General features: G+C 61.8%; 10 protein-coding genes and 1 rRNA gene. 9 read left to right on the top strand and 2 right to left on the bottom strand.

Going from position 1 to position 16,322, the window contains the following annotated elements; translation table 11 throughout:
* Positions 1-78: 78 nt before the first annotated feature.
* From rrf to yfiB, 7 genes are all read left to right on the top strand, one after another.
* Positions 79-194 (top strand): 5S ribosomal RNA (rrf, locus tag KHP07_RS15875).
* 145 nt (positions 195-339) lie between these two features.
* Complete coding sequence (recC, locus tag KHP07_RS15870; protein ID WP_100492147.1) at positions 340-3,789, top strand: exodeoxyribonuclease V subunit gamma; 3,450 nt, start codon at positions 340-342, stop codon at positions 3,787-3,789.
* Positions 3,786-7,460, top strand: coding sequence for an exodeoxyribonuclease V subunit beta (gene recB / locus KHP07_RS15865; protein WP_214497473.1), 3,675 nt, complete (start codon positions 3,786-3,788; stop codon positions 7,458-7,460). The genes recC and recB overlap by 4 nt, the downstream gene beginning before the upstream one ends.
* The gene (gene recD / locus KHP07_RS15860) at positions 7,457-9,526 is read left to right on the top strand and encodes an exodeoxyribonuclease V subunit alpha (protein ID WP_214497472.1); all 2,070 of its coding nucleotides are present in this window, start codon (positions 7,457-7,459) and stop codon (positions 9,524-9,526) included. The genes recB and recD overlap by 4 nt, the downstream gene beginning before the upstream one ends.
* Before the next feature lie 141 nt (positions 9,527-9,667).
* The gene (gene yfiR, locus KHP07_RS15855) at positions 9,668-10,243 is read left to right on the top strand and encodes a regulatory sequestration protein YfiR (protein ID WP_078050186.1); all 576 of its coding nucleotides are present in this window, start codon (positions 9,668-9,670) and stop codon (positions 10,241-10,243) included.
* Positions 10,240-11,502, top strand: a complete 1,263-nt coding sequence (dgcN, locus tag KHP07_RS15850) for a diguanylate cyclase DgcN/YfiN (RefSeq protein ID WP_099492576.1) — start codon at positions 10,240-10,242, stop codon at positions 11,500-11,502. The genes yfiR and dgcN overlap by 4 nt, the downstream gene beginning before the upstream one ends.
* A gap of 4 nt (positions 11,503-11,506) precedes the next feature.
* Positions 11,507-11,998 carry an outer membrane lipoprotein YfiB gene (gene yfiB / locus KHP07_RS15845; protein ID WP_078050184.1) on the top strand — a complete coding sequence of 164 codons (492 nt, stop codon included), beginning with the start codon at positions 11,507-11,509 and terminating at the stop codon, positions 11,996-11,998.
* 215 nt (positions 11,999-12,213) lie between these two features.
* Here yfiB and KHP07_RS15840 read toward each other — a convergent pair whose 3' ends face one another.
* Both KHP07_RS15840 and KHP07_RS15835 read right to left on the bottom strand, forming a co-directional pair.
* Positions 12,214-12,480: a DUF3077 domain-containing protein gene (locus KHP07_RS15840; protein ID WP_223204479.1), complete on the bottom strand. Its 267-nt coding sequence runs from the start codon at positions 12,478-12,480 to the stop codon at positions 12,214-12,216.
* A gap of 313 nt (positions 12,481-12,793) precedes the next feature.
* Entirely contained in the window at positions 12,794-13,741 is a 948-nt protein-coding gene (locus KHP07_RS15835) for a LysR family transcriptional regulator (protein ID WP_028617937.1), read from the bottom strand.
* 129 nt (positions 13,742-13,870) lie between these two features.
* Here KHP07_RS15835 and KHP07_RS15830 point away from each other — a divergent pair, with 129 nt between their 5' ends.
* Both KHP07_RS15830 and mmsB read left to right on the top strand, forming a co-directional pair.
* A complete protein-coding gene (locus tag KHP07_RS15830; protein WP_016974890.1) occupies positions 13,871-15,388 on the top strand; it encodes a CoA-acylating methylmalonate-semialdehyde dehydrogenase in 1,518 nt (505 codons plus the stop codon).
* A gap of 15 nt (positions 15,389-15,403) precedes the next feature.
* Positions 15,404-16,291 carry a 3-hydroxyisobutyrate dehydrogenase gene (mmsB, locus tag KHP07_RS15825; RefSeq protein ID WP_214497471.1) on the top strand — a complete coding sequence of 296 codons (888 nt, stop codon included), beginning with the start codon at positions 15,404-15,406 and terminating at the stop codon, positions 16,289-16,291.
* Positions 16,292-16,322: the final 31 nt, after the last annotated feature.

Raw genomic sequence — 16,322 nt, 5'->3', positions numbered from 1 at the left:
TTCACAAAACACCGAAAGCTATCACATACCCAATTTGCTGAAGCGAGGCCAGCTGGCCACGACTCAGTACCCGAATTTCTTGACGACCATAGAGCATTGGAACCACCTGATCCCATCCCGAACTCAGCAGTGAAACGATGCATCGCCGATGGTAGTGTGGGGTTTCCCCATGTGAGAGTAGGTCATCGTCAAGATTAAATTCCAGACCCCCTGTTTGCTAACGCAAACAGGGGTTTTGTTTTGGGCGGTCGAAAAGACAGCTAACATCCGAGTTCCGCCAAAAACTGCCCACGGTGCTAAAGTCGCACCCTCGATTTTGCTTTTCCCAAGGAAGCCGTTATGCCGGATGCGACGTCCCTCAGTGCTGGATTCATGGTGGTTCACGGCAACCGCCTGGACGAGCTGCGCAGCCTGGTGGTCAGCTGGATGCGCCGCTATCCCCTGGCCCCTCTGGAAAACGAAATCGCCCTGGTACAAAGCAACGGCATCGCCCAGTGGCTCAAGCTGGCCCTGGCTGAAGATCCGGAAGACGACGACATGGGCGGTTGTGGCATCGCTGCCGCAATTGACGTGCAACTGCCCGGCAGCTTCATGTGGCAGCTCTACCGCATGGTCCTGGGTCGTGACGAAATTCCGCCCAAGTCCCTGCTCGATAAAGCCCCATTGACCTGGCGCCTGATGCGTCTGCTCCCGGAGCTTATCGATCAACCGCACTTCGAACCGCTGCAGCGCTTCCTCACCCACGACACCGACCTGCGCAAACGCTACCAACTCGCCGAACGCCTGGCTGACTTGTTCGACCAATACCAGGTTTACCGCGCCGACTGGCTGGAAGACTGGGCTGCCGGCCGCCACCAATTGCGTAACGGCCGGGGCGAATCAAAGCCCCTTAACCCAGCCAATTGCTGGCAAGCCGAATTGTGGCGCGCATTGCTGTTGGATGTAGGTGAAGAAGGCATGGCCGAAAGCCGTGCCGGCGTTCACCAGCGCTTCATCGAGCGCATCAATTCCCTAGATAGCGCGCCCCCAGGCTTGCCATCCAGGGTCATCGTTTTCGGCATCTCCTCGTTGCCAGCACAGGCACTGGAAGCCCTCGCCGGTCTCGCGCGATTCAGCCAAGTCTTGCTCTGCGTACATAACCCTTGTCGCCATCATTGGTCCGACATCGTCGCCGACAAAGACCTACTACGTAACGAATACAAGCGTCAGGCTCGCAAAGCGGGCATGCCGGTCACCATCGACCCACAAACCCTGCACCAGCACGCACACCCGTTATTGGCCGCGTGGGGTAAACAAGGCCGTGACTACATCAGCCTCCTGGACAGCTACGACGATCCCAACAGCTACCGCGCCGCATTCCGTGACGGCCGCATCGACCTGTTCAGCGACAGCGAACCGACCACACTGCTCAACCAGCTCCAGGACGATATCCTCGAACTGCGCCCACTCAACGAAACCCGCGAGCTATGGCCAGCTGTCGATCTGGATCGCGATACCTCAATCCGTTTCCACATTGCACACAGCGCCCAACGCGAAGTGGAAATCCTCCACGACCAACTGCTCCAGCGCTTCAGTGCCGACCCCACGCTGCGCCCCCGGGACATCATCGTCATGGTCCCCGACGTCGACAGCTACGCGCCGCACATCCGCGCCGTATTCGGCCAGCTTGAGCGCAACGACCCACGCTTCATCCCGTTCACCTTGACTGATCAAGGCCAGCGCGGTCGCGACCCTCTGCTCATCGCCGTCGAACACTTGCTGAAACTCCCCGATAGCCGCTTCCCCGTCAGCGAAATCCTCGACCTGCTTGATGTTCCGGCCCTACGCGAACGCTTTGTCATCAAAGAGCGTGACCTGCCCACATTGCACCGCTGGATAGAAGGCGCCGGCATCCGCTGGGGGCTTAGCGCCGAACAACGTGCCAGCCTTGGCCTGCCACCGGAGCTGGAACAAAACAGCTGGCGTTTTGGCCTGCGCCGCATGTTGCTCGGTTACGCCGTAGGCACCGGCGCCGCCTGTGATGGCATCGAGCCATACGACGAAATCGGTGGCCTCGACGCCGCCCTGATTGGTCCACTGGTTGCCTTGCTCGACGCACTCAACGATGCCCATCAAGCTTTGTCGCAGCCCGCATCGCCCAAAGAGTGGGGCGAACGCCTGCAACGCCTGATGCAACTGTTCTTCCTGCCGAGCAGCGAACACGACGACTACCTGCTGAGCCAACTCGAGCAACTCAGAGAGACTTGGTTGGAAACCTGCGAGTCCGTAGGATTGCAGGACCAATTACCACTTACCGTAGTCCGTGAAGCTTGGCTCGCCGGCCTCGACCAAGGTCGCCTGTCCCAACGCTTCCTCGCTGGAGCTGTCAATTTCTGCACCCTGATGCCCATGCGTGCGATCCCCTTCAAGCTGGTCTGCCTGCTCGGCATGAACGACGGTGATTACCCGCGTGCGCAACCTCCGCTGGACTTCGACCTGATGGGCAGCGACTACCGCCCCGGCGACCGTTCACGCCGTGAAGACGACCGCTACCTGCTGCTCGAAGCCCTGCTTTCAGCACGTGACCAGCTCTATATCAGCTGGGTCGGCCGCAGCATCCGTGACAACAGTGACCGCCCGGCCTCGGTACTGATCGGCCAGCTGCGTGACCATCTCGCCAGCGGCTGGCACCTCGCAAACAGTGACACGCCGCTGATTGAAGCCATGACACAAGAGCATCCGCTGCAACCGTTCAGCGCCCGTTATTTCCATGAGGGCGATGCGCTGTTCAGCTACGCGCGCGAATGGCAGTTGCTCCACGAGGCCTCCGATGCCATCCCAGCCAAACACGACCTAGCCCCCCATCAACAGGAAGAACCCCTGAGTCTCGGCCAGCTTCAAGACTTCCTGCGCAATCCAGTCAAACACTTCTTCAGCCAACGCCTGAAAGTGTTCTTCGAAGCCGCCGAGGTGCCGTTGGCTGACGAAGAGCCCTTCGTTCTCGACGCACTGCAACGCTATAGCCTGAGCGACAGCCTACTCAGCGCCGCACTCACACAACCCGATCACCTCGACCAGGCGCTGAACGCACAGGCCTTGCGTTTACAAGGCAGTGGCCTGTTGCCGATGGTGGGTTTCGGTGAGTGCCTGCGCAACGAGCTGATCGAGCCCTTGCCCGATCTGCTGCGACGCTACCAGCAGTTGCTGGCCCTTTGGCCCACCCCGCACCCCGGCGCCGAACCCGTCAGTTTTGAGCATCATGGCGTTCACTTGGAAGGCTGGGTCAGCGGTCTGCATCGGCGCAGTGATGGCGGTTTACTCAGCGTCACCACCATTCCCAACAGTATCGGCTCGATCAAGACCCGCAAATGGCATCGCCTGATTCGCCCCTGGGTCAATCACGTGGTCGCCTGTGCCTGCGGTCTGCCGTTAAGCACCGGCTTGGTCGCCAGCGACGAGACCCTGCTCCTGCCACCACTGGACAGATCCAATGCCCAGGAAGTCCTCGGCAACTTGCTGCTCGCCTGGCAAATCGGAATGAGCCAGCCACTGCCCGTTGCCGTGAAAACCGCTTTCGCGTGGCTCAGCCAAACCGATCCTGCCAAGGCGCAAGCAGCTGCCAGTAAAGCCTACGAAGGCGACGGCCTGACCACCGATGGCGAGCGTCGCGAAACCCCGGCGCTCACCCGGCAATTTCCCGACTACGCCACACTCATCGCCAGCGAAGAGTTCGAAGGGTGGTGCGAAACCCTGTATCGCCCGCTGCTCAACGCACCCTGGCGATCACTCACTGGCGAGGACGGCGCATGACCAGCAAACCCTTGGCCCTTGCGTTTCCGCTCAAAGGCAGCCAGCTGATTGAAGCCAGCGCCGGCACCGGCAAAACGTTCACCATCTCCGCTCTTTACCTGCGCCTGGTCCTCGGTCACGGTGGCGAAGACGCAGGCTTTGGCCGTGAATTGCTGCCGCCACAAATCTTGGTGGTGACCTTCACCGACGCCGCCACCAAGGAGCTGCGCGAACGGATCCGCATCCGTCTGGCTGAAGCCGCGCGCTTTTTCCGCGAAGAAATCGAACAGCCCGACACCCTGATCGCCGATCTGCGCGCCGACTACCCCTCCGAACAATGGTCTGCCTGCGCCAATCGCCTGGACATCGCCGCCCAGTGGATGGACGAAGCCGCTGTCTCAACTATCCACAGTTGGTGCCAGCGCATGCTGCGCGAACATGCCTTCGACAGTGGCAGCCTGTTCACCCAGACCCTGGAAACCGACCACAGCGACTTGCTCGGCGAAGTGTTGCGTGATTACTGGCGGCTGTTCTGCTACCCGATGCACGACGATGCGCTCAACTGGGTACGCAGTAACTGGAGCGGCCCCGCCGCGTTGATGCCACGGGTACGCGCGTTGTTTGGCAGCGAACGGCCTACGGATGAAACCCGCGAGCCTGCCGAGCTGATCAACGCCTGCCTGCAAGAGCGCCGCGAAGCACTGCAGACACTCAAGGCCCCCTGGCAACAATGGGCCGCCGAGCTGCGCGATATCTGCCTGCAAGCCGTGGCCGCCAAGGCCGTCGATGGCCGCAAGATGCAAGCGCGCTACTTCGAGCCCTGGTTCGAAAAGATCAGCGCCTGGGCCGCTGACGAATCCCTCGAGCAACTGGACATCGGCACCGGCTTCACCCGCCTGACGCCCGACGGCATGGCCGAAGCCTGGAAAGGCGAGCCGCCCCAGCACCCCGGTATCGACGCCATGGCCGGACTCAAGGCGGCCCTTGATGCGCTGCCGACCCCAGACGCCGCCGCGTTGCAGCACGCCGCCGGCTGGGTGGGCAAACGCTTCGAGGAAGAAAAGCGGCGCCGCGCCGAAATGGGTTTCGACGACATGCTCATCCGCCTCAACGCTGCGCTCCAGGCCGACGGTGGCGAACGCCTGGCCAGTGTGATCCGCGAGCAGTTCCCCGTGGCCTTGATCGATGAGTTCCAAGACACCGACCCGGTGCAATACAGCATTTTCGACAGTATCTACCGCATCGAAGAAAACCACCTCGACAGCGGGCTGTTCCTGATCGGCGATCCCAAGCAAGCGATTTACGCCTTCCGGGGCGCCGACATCTACACCTACCTGCGCGCCCGGCAATCCACTACCGGCCGCCACCACACACTGGGCACCAACTTCCGCTCCAGCCACGCAATGGTGGAGGCGGTGAACCACGTGTTCCAGCGTGCGGAAACAGGTCGCGGCGCGTTCCTGTTCCGCGAGCCGAAGGGTGAAAACCCGGTGCCTTTCCATTCGGTGCAGTCCCAGGGTCGCAAAGAGCAACTTCAGGTGGATGGCCAGACACTGCCGGCCATGAACCTCTGGCACTTGCCCACCGACCAGCCGGTGTCCAATGCGGTTTATCGTCAGCAATTGGCTGCCGCCTGTGCCACACACATTGTTGAATTGCTCAACGGCGGGCAGCAAGGTACTGCTGGCTTCCTGCAGCCAGATGCAAGCTTCAAGGGCGTGCTCCCGTCAGACATCGCCATCCTCGTGCGCGATGGCAAGGAGGCCCAGGCCGTACGTGCCGAACTGGCTGCCCGTGGTGTGCGCAGTGTGTATCTGTCCGACAAGGACTCGGTGTTCGCTGCCCAAGAGGCCCACGACCTGCTCGCCTGGCTAAAGGCCTGCGCCGAGCCGGATGTCGAGCGCCCGCTGCGCGCCGCCTTGGCGTGCGTCACCCTGAACCTGTCGTTGCCGGAACTGGAGCGTCTGAACCAGGATGAGCTGGCGTGGGAAAGCCGCGTCATGCAGTTCCGTGGCTACCGCGCAATATGGCGGACCCAAGGCGTGCTGCCGATGCTGCGCCGCCTGCTGCACGACTTTAAATTGCCGCAAACCCTGATCGCACGCAGCGATGGCGAACGCGTGCTGACCAACCTGCTGCACCTCAGTGAATTGCTGCAACAAGCGGCATCGGAACTGGATGGCGAACAGGCACTGATCCGACATCTGGCCGAACACCTGGCACTCTCCGGCCAAGCGGGTGAAGAACAAATCCTGCGTCTGGAGAGTGATGAGCAACTGGTCAAGGTGGTGACGATCCACAAGTCAAAAGGCCTGGAGTACGACCTGGTTTTCCTGCCGTTTATCTGCTCGGCCAAACCAGTGGACGGCAGCCGGTTGCCGCTGCACTACCACGATGAACACGGCAAATCCCAGGTCAGCCTGCGCCCAACGCCTGAGTTGATCGTCCAGGCTGATAACGAGCGCCTGGCCGAAGACCTGCGCCTGTTGTATGTAGCGCTTACCCGCGCCAAGCATGCATGCTGGCTGGGCATCGCCGACCTCAAGCGCGGCAACAGCAATAGCTCCGTATTGCATCTTTCAGCACTGGGCTACTTGCTCGGCGCTGGAGCGTCGTTGGCGGAGTCTGCCGGTTTGGCACGCTGGCTATTGGACCTGCAAGCAGGGTGTCCCGCCATCGACTACACCCAAGTGCCCGACGCGCAAGACATCGTCTTTCACCCACCTCGCAACGAAGCCAGGCTGCGGGCGCCCTTGCTGCCCAAGCGCAAGGCCGCAGAAAACTGGTGGATTGCCTCCTACAGCGCGTTGCGCATCGGCGACAGCATGAGCGCTGCCTCGCTCGAAGCGCCGGAGAGCCCACAGGCCCAGAAGCTCTTCGATGACGAGCGCCTCGACCCCGATGCACCGCGCGAAGTGGTGGCGTCCGGCGGCGATATTCACCGTTTCCCACGCGGCCCGAACCCAGGGACTTTCCTTCACGGTCTGCTGGAATGGGCGGGGGAGGAGGGCTTCAACGTCACGCCCGAGGCCATCGAAAAGGCAGTCGGCGCACGCTGCAATCGGCGCAACTGGGAAGGCTGGATCATCACCCTCAGCGGCTGGCTCGGCCACCTGTTGCAAACGCCACTGCCGGTGGATAACGGGCATGTCTCCCTCAGCGATTTGCAGCAGTACCAAATCGAGATGGAGTTCTGGTTCGCCAGCCACAAAGTTGACGTCCTCGCTCTCGACAAACTGGTATGCCAATACACCCATAACGGCGTTTCCCGCGTTGCCGCCGAACCCGTGCTGCTCAATGGTATGTTCAAGGGGTTTATCGACTTGACCTTCGAACATGACGGCCGCTATTACGTGGCCGATTACAAATCCAACTGGCTCGGTCCCGACGATTCGGCCTACACCCCGGACGCCATGGAACAGTCGATCCTCGATCATCGGTACGACCTGCAATACGTGCTTTACCTGCTGGCCCTGCACCGCCAACTCAAGGCGCGCGTGCCGGACTACGACTACGACCGCCATGTCGGCGGCGCGATGTACCTGTTCCTGCGCGGCACCCAGTCGGCGAGCCAGGGTGCGTATTTCACCCGGCCGCCACGGGAACTGATCGAAGGCCTGGACCTGTTGTTCCAGGGCAAGCCCATCCCGCCCAAGGTTGAGCCCGCCTGGGAACAAGGAGTGTTGTTATGAGCCTGTCGCCGTTACCGCTGGAGGCGCTGATGCCCCTCAGCAACGCCGCCGACCTGGTGCAACTGCTGGAACGTTGGGTCGATCGCGGTTGGTTGCGCGCCCTGGACAAAGCCTTCGTCGGCTTCCTGCACGAACTTGAACCCCACGCTGACCCGCTGGTGCTGCTGGCTGCCGCGCTGACCAGCCATCAATTGGGCCATGGCCACGTCTGCCTCGACCTGTTCGAAACCCTCAAGGCACCGGACTTTGCCCTGTCGTTGCCGCCTGAAGGCGACCTGCAAACCGGCGCCATGCTGCTGCCGTCGCAGTTGCTCGACGGCCTCGATGGCGCCCACTGGTGCCATACTCTGGCCGCCAGCCATCTGGTGGCGTTGGCAGTTGATGGCAGCGAAGCCGCCCAGAGTCGCCCCTTGGTCCTGTCCGGCAAGCGCCTGTACCTGCGCCGCTACTGGACCTACGAGCGGCGCATTGACACCGCCTTGCGCCTGCGGCTCGCCACTCAGGAAAGCATCGCCGCCGATTTGCCGCAGCGCCTCGACAGCCTGTTCGACCAACCGCCGCCCGATGGTGTGATCGACTGGCAAAAGCTCGCCTGTGCACTGGCTACCCGCGGTGCATTCAGCATCGTCACCGGCGGCCCCGGTACCGGCAAGACCACCACCGTGGTGCGTCTGCTCGCGCTGTTGCAGGCGCCGGCTGTGGAGTCCGGCAGTCCATTGCGCATTCGCCTCGCCGCGCCTACCGGCAAGGCGGCCGCACGCCTCACCGAGTCCATCAGCCAGCAAGTGCTGTCGCTGAAAGTACCGGACAACGTGAAGGAAAAGATCCCGACCCAGGTCACCACCGTCCACCGCTTGCTGGGCAGTCGCCCGGGCACGCGGCATTTTCGTCATCACATCGGCAACCCATTGCCCCTGGATGTGCTGGTCGTCGACGAAGCCTCGATGATCGACCTGGAAATGATGGCCAACCTGCTCGACGCCTTGCCGCCCCATGCTCGCCTGGTCCTGTTGGGCGACAAGGACCAACTGGCGTCGGTAGAGGCGGGCGCGGTACTGGGTGATTTGTGCCGCGACGCCGAAGCTGGCTTCTACAGCGCCGAGACCCGCCAATGGCTGCAAGCCGTCAGCGGTGAAGACCTCAGCGCCACTGGCCTGCAGGAAGATCTCGACGGTACCCATCCCCTGGCACAGCAAGTGGTGATGCTGCGCTACTCGCGACGTTTCGGTGAAGGCAGTGGCATCGGCCAACTGGCACGTTGGGTCAACCAGCAAAACGCCGAAGAAGCCCGCAAGCTGTTGGCGGCGCGCAGTCACGATGACCTGTTCTGTGTCAGCCTCAAGGGCGAGCATGACCACGCCCTGGAACGCTTGGTACTGGACGGGCAAGGTGGCGGTGCCGAGGGTTATCGCTATTACCTCAACCTGTTGCAAAGCGCGCGGCCAGCCCCCGGCACCCCACGTGAAGACCCCGCCTGGACCCTCTGGGCGCAGCAGCTGCTGCAAGCCTTCGACGCGTTCCAACTGCTCTGTGCGGTACGCAAAGGTCCCTGGGGTGTGGAAGGCCTGAACCTGCGCATCACCGCGGCCTTGCGCAAGGTGCGGCTGATCGAAGGCGACGAGCAATGGTACGAAGGCCGCCCCGTGCTGATGACCCGCAACGATTACGGCCTGGGCTTGATGAACGGTGACATCGGCATTGCCCTCAAATTGCCCGAAAGCGACGGCGGCCCCCAGGTGCTGCGTGTGGCCTTCCCACGTAACGATGGCCAGGGCGGCGTGCGGTTTGTGCTGCCCAGCCGTCTGAATGATGTGGAAACCGTGTACGCCATGACCGTGCATAAATCCCAGGGCTCGGAGTTCACCCACACTGCGCTGATCCTGCCGGATGCCTTGAACCCGGTACTCACCAAAGAGTTGATCTACACCGGCATCACCCGGGCCAAGCGCTGGTTCAGCCTGATCGAGCCCCGTGGCGGCGTGTTCGAAGAAGCCGTAAGGCGCAAGGTCAAGCGCTTGAGTGGGTTAATGCTGGAGTTGGGTCACGAGCCTGAAAAAACTGACTGACAGATCATGTGATATTTCTGATTCAGGCGTCTGATTTTTCTGAAAAAATAGAGACCCCCGCGAAGCCCCGTCTTCGCGGGGTTTTCCGCCGCTGTGCTATCGTTGCGGCATCATTTAAAAAACACCTGAGAGAATCGCTGCATGAACGTGGCTGTCTCGCCCACAGAGCGCAGTTTGAGCTGGAGACGCCTGCTGCTGGTGGCGGTCCTGTGTGTGCTTACGCCACACGCTTTTGCCCAGGCATCCGACCCCGCAGGCCTTGCCGCGCAACGCGCCCAGGCGGTCACCCAAGTGGTACTGGGTATCCTCAGTTATGCGCGCTGGCCGGTCGAGCCCGCGCAATTGCGCCTGTGTATCGTCGGCCCGACCCAATACACCGACGACCTGATCAAAGGCACTACACAGGCCACCGGCCGTCCGGTCGTGGTGCAGCGTCTGCTGGCCAGCCATTCGGATATCGTCAACGCGTGCGATGCGGTGTACATCGGCAAACTCAGTGCCGATGAGCGTGGCCAGCTGTTTACCTCGTTGATCGGTCATCCGGTGCTCAGCATCAGCGAAGGCGGCGACCAGTGTACGGTGGGCAGCCTGTTCTGCCTGCGGGTGGGGGATGAGCAGGTGTCCTTCGAGGTCAACCTCGACTCCGTGGCGCGCAGCGGCGTGCGCATTCACCCCAGCGTGCTGCAGTTGTCCCGTCGTCGAGCGCCTGCGCCATGAAGGTCGATAAAGTGCGACCGACATTGCGCTCGGTCATCGGCCGAGGGCACCTGATCCTGGCGCTGGTGGCCGTGATCTTGGCGAGCGTCTCGCTGACCTTGCTGGGGGTGTTGGCGCTGCGGGTGTATGCCGAACACAACCTGCACCTGATCGCGCGCTCCATCAACTACACCGTGGAAGCGGCGGTGGTGTTCAACGACAGCGCGGCAGCCACCGAAGCCCTCAGCCTGATCGCCTCCACCGAAGAGGTGGCCCAGGCCGAAGTCTTCGACGCCAATGGCAAGTTGCTGGCGCAGTGGATACGCCCGGATACCGGCATGCTCTCGCGGGTTGAGCTGGAACTGGCGCACACCTTGCTCGAACAACCCATCAGCCAGCCGATCCTCCACCAAGGGCGAGCCATCGGCAGCACTCACCTCACGGGTCACGGTGGCAGCCTGCTGCGCTTCCTGCTCAGCGGCCTGGCCGGGATCCTCATCTGCACCGCGCTCAGCGCGTGGATCGCCCTGCACTTGGCGCGACGCTTGTTACGCGGTATCACCGGCCCACTGCAAAGCCTCGCCGCCGTGGCCCACGCCGCCCGCAGCGAGCGCGACTTCGACCGCCGCGTACCACCGGCAAAAATCGCCGAACTCGACAGCCTGGGCAGTGACTTCAACGCCCTGCTCGGCGAGATGGAGGCCTGGCAGAACCACCTGCAAAGCGAAAACGAATCCCTTGCCCATCAGGCCAACCACGACAGCCTCACCGGCCTGCCCAACCGCGCGTTCTTCGAAGGCCGATTGATCCGTGCCCTGCGCAGCGCGGCCAAGGCCAAAGAGCAGGTGGCAGTGCTTTACCTCGACAGCGATCGCTTCAAAGAGATCAATGACAGCTTTGGCCACGCTGCCGGTGACGCCGTGCTCGTGGCCGTCGCCGAACGTGTACGGGCCCAGCTGCGTGAGGATGACCTGGTGGCGCGCCTGGGCGGTGACGAGTTCGCCATCCTGCTGGCGCCGCTGCACAAGGTAGAAGACGCCCAGCGCATCGCCGACAAGATCATCGCCAGCATGGACCAGCCCATCCCCGTGCCCGGCAACACTCAGGTATTGACCTCCCTCAGTATTGGCATCGCCATCTACCCTGATCATGGCGCCACACCCGGCACCTTGCTCAATGCTGCCGACGCGGCGATGTACCAGGCCAAACGTTTGTCCTCGGGCGGCCAGCAAACGGCAGAGTCGGAGCCCTCCGCCGCCAACGTTCACCACAGGAGCTGATCCCTTGTTCTCGACCGTGCGTTTCATGTTTATCCCCCTGCTGGTGGCACTGCTCGCCCTCGGCGGCTGCCAGACGCCACCCCCCAAAGGCCTTACCCCGGCGCAAGTGGCCGTCCTCAAGCAACAAGGCTTTGAACTGACCGACGAAGGCTGGGCATTCGGCCTGTCCGGCAAAGTGCTGTTCGGCAGCGACGTCGAGACGCTCAACCCACCCAGCACCGAGATCGTCCAGCGCATCGGCAAGGCCCTGCTGGGCGTCGGCATCGAACGCGTCCGCATCGACGGCCACACCGATGCGTCGGGCAAGGAAGCCTACAACCAGCAACTGTCCCTGCGCCGCGCAAAAAGTGTGGCGACGGTGTTGACCGGTGTGGGCATGAAGGAAGAGAACATCCAGCTGCGCGGGCTGGGCAGCAGCGAGCCGGTGGCGCCGAATACCACGGTGGAGGGGCGCACCGAGAATCGGCGAGTGTCGATTGTGGTGATTGCGGACTGAACCCGTCCCGCCAATCTCAATGTGAAACCCAATCAACTGTGGGAGCTGGCTTGCCGGCGATAGCGGTCCATCAGCAAAGAATGTGCTGACTGACACACCGCCATCGCAGGCAAGCCAGCTCCCACACTTATTTGTGCAAGGCCTGAATTTTGCGGCTTACCCAGTTCAACTGTGGGAGCGGGCTTGCTCGCGAATGCGGTCATTCAGTTAAGAATCTATTGCCTTACCCACCGCCGTCGAAGGCAGGCCCCCACATCTGAACGGTGTGCGCTTAACGGTCCGGCGTGCATATCTAGGGCGGCTTCCATCGCGAGTTTCTTGGAGTAGAAAAGCAGGGTGGAGGCGTGCTCTAACGCTTCCTCAATGGGCATGCCGGCGTTGACGCGGAACAGTGGTTTTTCGTTTTCGCCGTAGTCCCCGAAGGTGACGACGCCGAGGGTGCTGATGGAGGAGAGCGGTGGATCGGGGACGATTTTAGTCATGATCCATACCTGGGAGTTTAGGGAGCCACCCACTCATGTCGCTAAACATGAAAGGGTGCAGCTGTGCGCAGGTTAGCGAACCGGCCCCAGGACCCGGCAGACCCAAAGGTCTCCCACGCACAGCCGGCATAACACGACAACGACAAGCATGAAACGCTTGACGTTGGAGGCTGTGTCCGGGGTCGGGTCGCTAAACCCGTTCTCTGATGTCAGCGAAGTACGGAGGCTAATGACTCGAACCCTAAGGCACGATAGGCCGGAGATTCTCTAGGAAACGTCCTGCAAATTAAAGCGAATCATCGTTGATGGCCCTTTAATCCGCGAACCTGATCTCCCTGGTCTCCCCCATCAACAGCCCCTGATTCTGCTCCGTCACCTCCCTGATGTAGTCCCACAACAACGTAATCCGCTTCAACTTCCTCAGGTCCTCCCGGCAATACATCCAGAACTGGCGAGTGATGGAAATCTGCTCCCCCAACACTGGCAACAACCGTGGATCCTGCGCCGCCAAAAAACACGGCAATATCGCCATCGACCGTCCTTGCTGCGCCGCCACGTACTGCGCGATCACACTGGTACTGCGCAAACTGGCACTGGCGCCGGGCACCACGTTTGCCAGGTACAGCAGCTCCGAGCTGAACGCCAAGTCATCTACATAGCTGATAAACGGATGCTCGGCCAAATCCGCAGGTTTGCGGATGGGCGGGTGTTGGTCGAGGTATTCCTGGGTCGCGTACAGCTGCAATTTGTAGTCGCACAGTTTGCAGCACACATACGGCCCATGTTCCGGCCGTTCCAGGGCGATGACGATGTCGGCTTCGCGCTTGGACAGGCTGATGAAGTGAGGCAGGGGCAGGATGTCCACCGAGATGGCCGGGTAGGTGTCGACGAAGTGGCTCAACTGCGGGGTGACGAAGAAGCTGCCGAACCCTTCGGTGCAGCCCATGCGCACATGGCCCGACAGCGCCACGCCGGAGCCGGAAACTTGCTCGCAGGCCATGTGCAGGGTGCTTTCGATGGACTCGGCATAGCCCAGCAGACGCTGGCCCTCGGTGGTGAGCACGAAACCGTTGGTCCGGGATTTTTCGAACAGCAGGGTGCCGAGTGACACTTCCAGTGAACTGATGCGCCGCGACACGGTGGTGTAGTCCACCGCCAGGCGCTTGGCGGCCACGCTGGCCTTGCGGGTGCGGGCCACTTCGAGGAAAAACTTCAGGTCATCCCAGTTCAGGGAGCCCAGGGACGTGATGTTTTTTTGCATATTGGTCCGGCTTTTATGTGCGTTCTTATTAGAGATTTGCACATCTATACTCCAAAAACAGTCCGAACGCCTCATTTCCCAAGGCGGTTACGCGCCTTGTCTCTGCATAAATATAAGATTGGAGACCACATGAACGCATCTGCCGATATTTCCGTGCAACAGGTCAAGTTGCTGATCAACGGCGAGTGGGTCGAGTCCAAGACCACCGAGTGGCAAGACATCGTCAACCCGGCCACCCAAGAGGTGCTGGCCAAAGTCCCTTTCGCCACGGCCGATGAAGTCAACGCTGCTATCGATGCCGCCCATCGCGCCTTCCAGACCTGGAAGCTGACGCCGATCGGTGCGCGCATGCGCATCATGCTCAAGCTGCAGGCCTTGATCCGCGAACATTCCAAGCGCATCGCCGTGGTCCTCAGCAACGAGCAGGGCAAGACCATTGCCGATGCCGAGGGCGATATTTTCCGTGGCCTGGAAGTGGTGGAACACGCCTGTTCCATCGGCACCCTGCAAATGGGCGAATTCGCTGAGAACGTCGCCGGTGGCGTCGACACCTACACCCTGCGCCAACCCATCGGCGTGTGCGCCGGTATCACCCCGTTCAACTTCCCGGCGATGATCCCGCTGTGGATGTTCCCGATGGCCATCGCCTGCGGTAACACCTTCGTTCTCAAACCGTCCGAGCAGGACCCGCTGTCGACGATGCTGCTGGTGGAGCTGGCGCTGGAAGCTGGCGTGCCGGCTGGCGTGCTCAACGTGGTGCACGGCGGCAAGGACGTGGTGGATGCGCTGTGCACCCACAAAGACATCAAGGCCGTGTCCTTCGTGGGCTCGACCGCCGTGGGCACTCACGTCTACGACTTGGCCGGCAAACACGGCAAGCGCGTGCAGTCGATGATGGGCGCCAAGAACCACGCGGTGGTGCTGCCGGATGCCAACCGCGAACACACCCTCAATGCCCTGGTCGGTGCCGGTTTTGGCGCGGCGGGCCAACGTTGCATGGCCACCTCGGTGGTGGTGCTGGTGGGCGCGTCCAAACAATGGCTGCCGGACCTGAAAGCGCTGGCGCAAAAGCTCAAGGTCAACGCGGGCAGTGAAGCGGGCACTGATGTCGGCCCGGTGATTTCCAAGCGCGCCAAGGCACGTATCCTGGAACTCATCGAGAGCGGCGTGAAAGAAGGCGCCAAGCTGGAGCTGGATGGCCGCGACATCAAGGTGCCGGGCTTCGAGCAAGGCAACTTTGTCGGCCCGACGCTGTTCTCGGGCGTGACCACCGATATGCAGATCTACACCCAGGAAATCTTCGGCCCGGTGCTGGTGGTGCTGGAGGTCGCGACCCTCGACGAGGCCATCGCCTTGGTCAACGCCAACCCGTTCGGCAACGGTACCGGCCTGTTCACCCAGAGCGGCGCGGCGGCGCGCAAGTTCCAGAGCGAGATCGATGTAGGCCAGGTCGGCATCAACATTCCTATCCCGGTGCCGGTCCCTTTCTTCAGCTTCACCGGCTCGCGCGGTTCCAAGCTCGGCGACCTCGGCCCGTACGGCAAGCAAGTGGTGCAGTTCTACACCCAGACCAAAACCGTCACCAGCCGCTGGTTCGATGACGACACGGTCAACGATGGCGTCAACACCACCATCAACCTGCGCTGATACCGGGAGACGACCATGAAGATTGCATTTATCGGCTTGGGCAACATGGGTGCACCCATGGCCCGCAACCTGATCAAGGCCGGCCATGCGCTGAACCTGTTCGACTTGAACCAGACAGTACTCAAGGAACTGGCCGAACTGGGTGGCACTGTCAGCGATTCACCACGCGATGCGGCACAAGACGCTGAGCTGGTGATTACCATGCTGCCGGCGGCGGCGCATGTGCGCAGCGTGTGGCTGAATGAAGACGGGGTTTTGGCTGGCATCGGCAAAGGCGTACCGGCGGTGGATTGCAGCACCATCGACCCGCAAACCATTCGCGACGTAGCGACTGCGGCGGCCAAGCAAGGCGTAACCGTAGCCGACGCTCCGGTCTCCGGCGGCACCGGCGGCGCCGCGGCAGGGACGCTGACCTTCATGGTCGGCGCCACCCCGGAACTGTTCGCCACCCTACAACCGGTGCTGGCGCAGATGGGCCGCAACATCGTGCACTGCGGTGAAGTGGGCACCGGGCAAATCGCCAAGATCTGCAACAACCTGCTGTTGGGGATCAGCATGGTCGGCGTCAGTGAGGCCATGGCCTTGGGCGATGCGCTGGGCATCGACACCCAGGTGCTGGCCGGCATCATCAACAGCTCCACCGGACGTTGCTGGAGTTCCGATACCTACAACCCATGGCCGGGGGTGATCGAAACCGCACCGTCGTCGCGTGGTTATACCGGTGGGTTTGGGGCTGACCTGATGCTTAAGGACCTGGGCCTGGCTACTGAGGCTGCACGTCAGGCCAAGCAACCCGTGATTCTGGGCGCTGTGGCCCAGCAGTTGTATCAATCGATGAGCCAGCGTGGGGAAGGGGGCAAGGACTTCTCGGCGATCATCAATAGCTATCGCAAGCCCAAGTAGGGGCGTTTCCGGGAGCCTGCTAATAGTGGGC

Origin of the sequence: Pseudomonas sp. VS40 (assembly GCF_018587885.1) — a bacterium.
GTDB classification, from domain to species: Bacteria; Pseudomonadota; Gammaproteobacteria; order Pseudomonadales; family Pseudomonadaceae; genus Aquipseudomonas; species Aquipseudomonas pergaminensis.
Note: the sequence above shows the minus strand (reverse complement) of the source record. Positions and strands in the feature narration are given on the sequence as shown.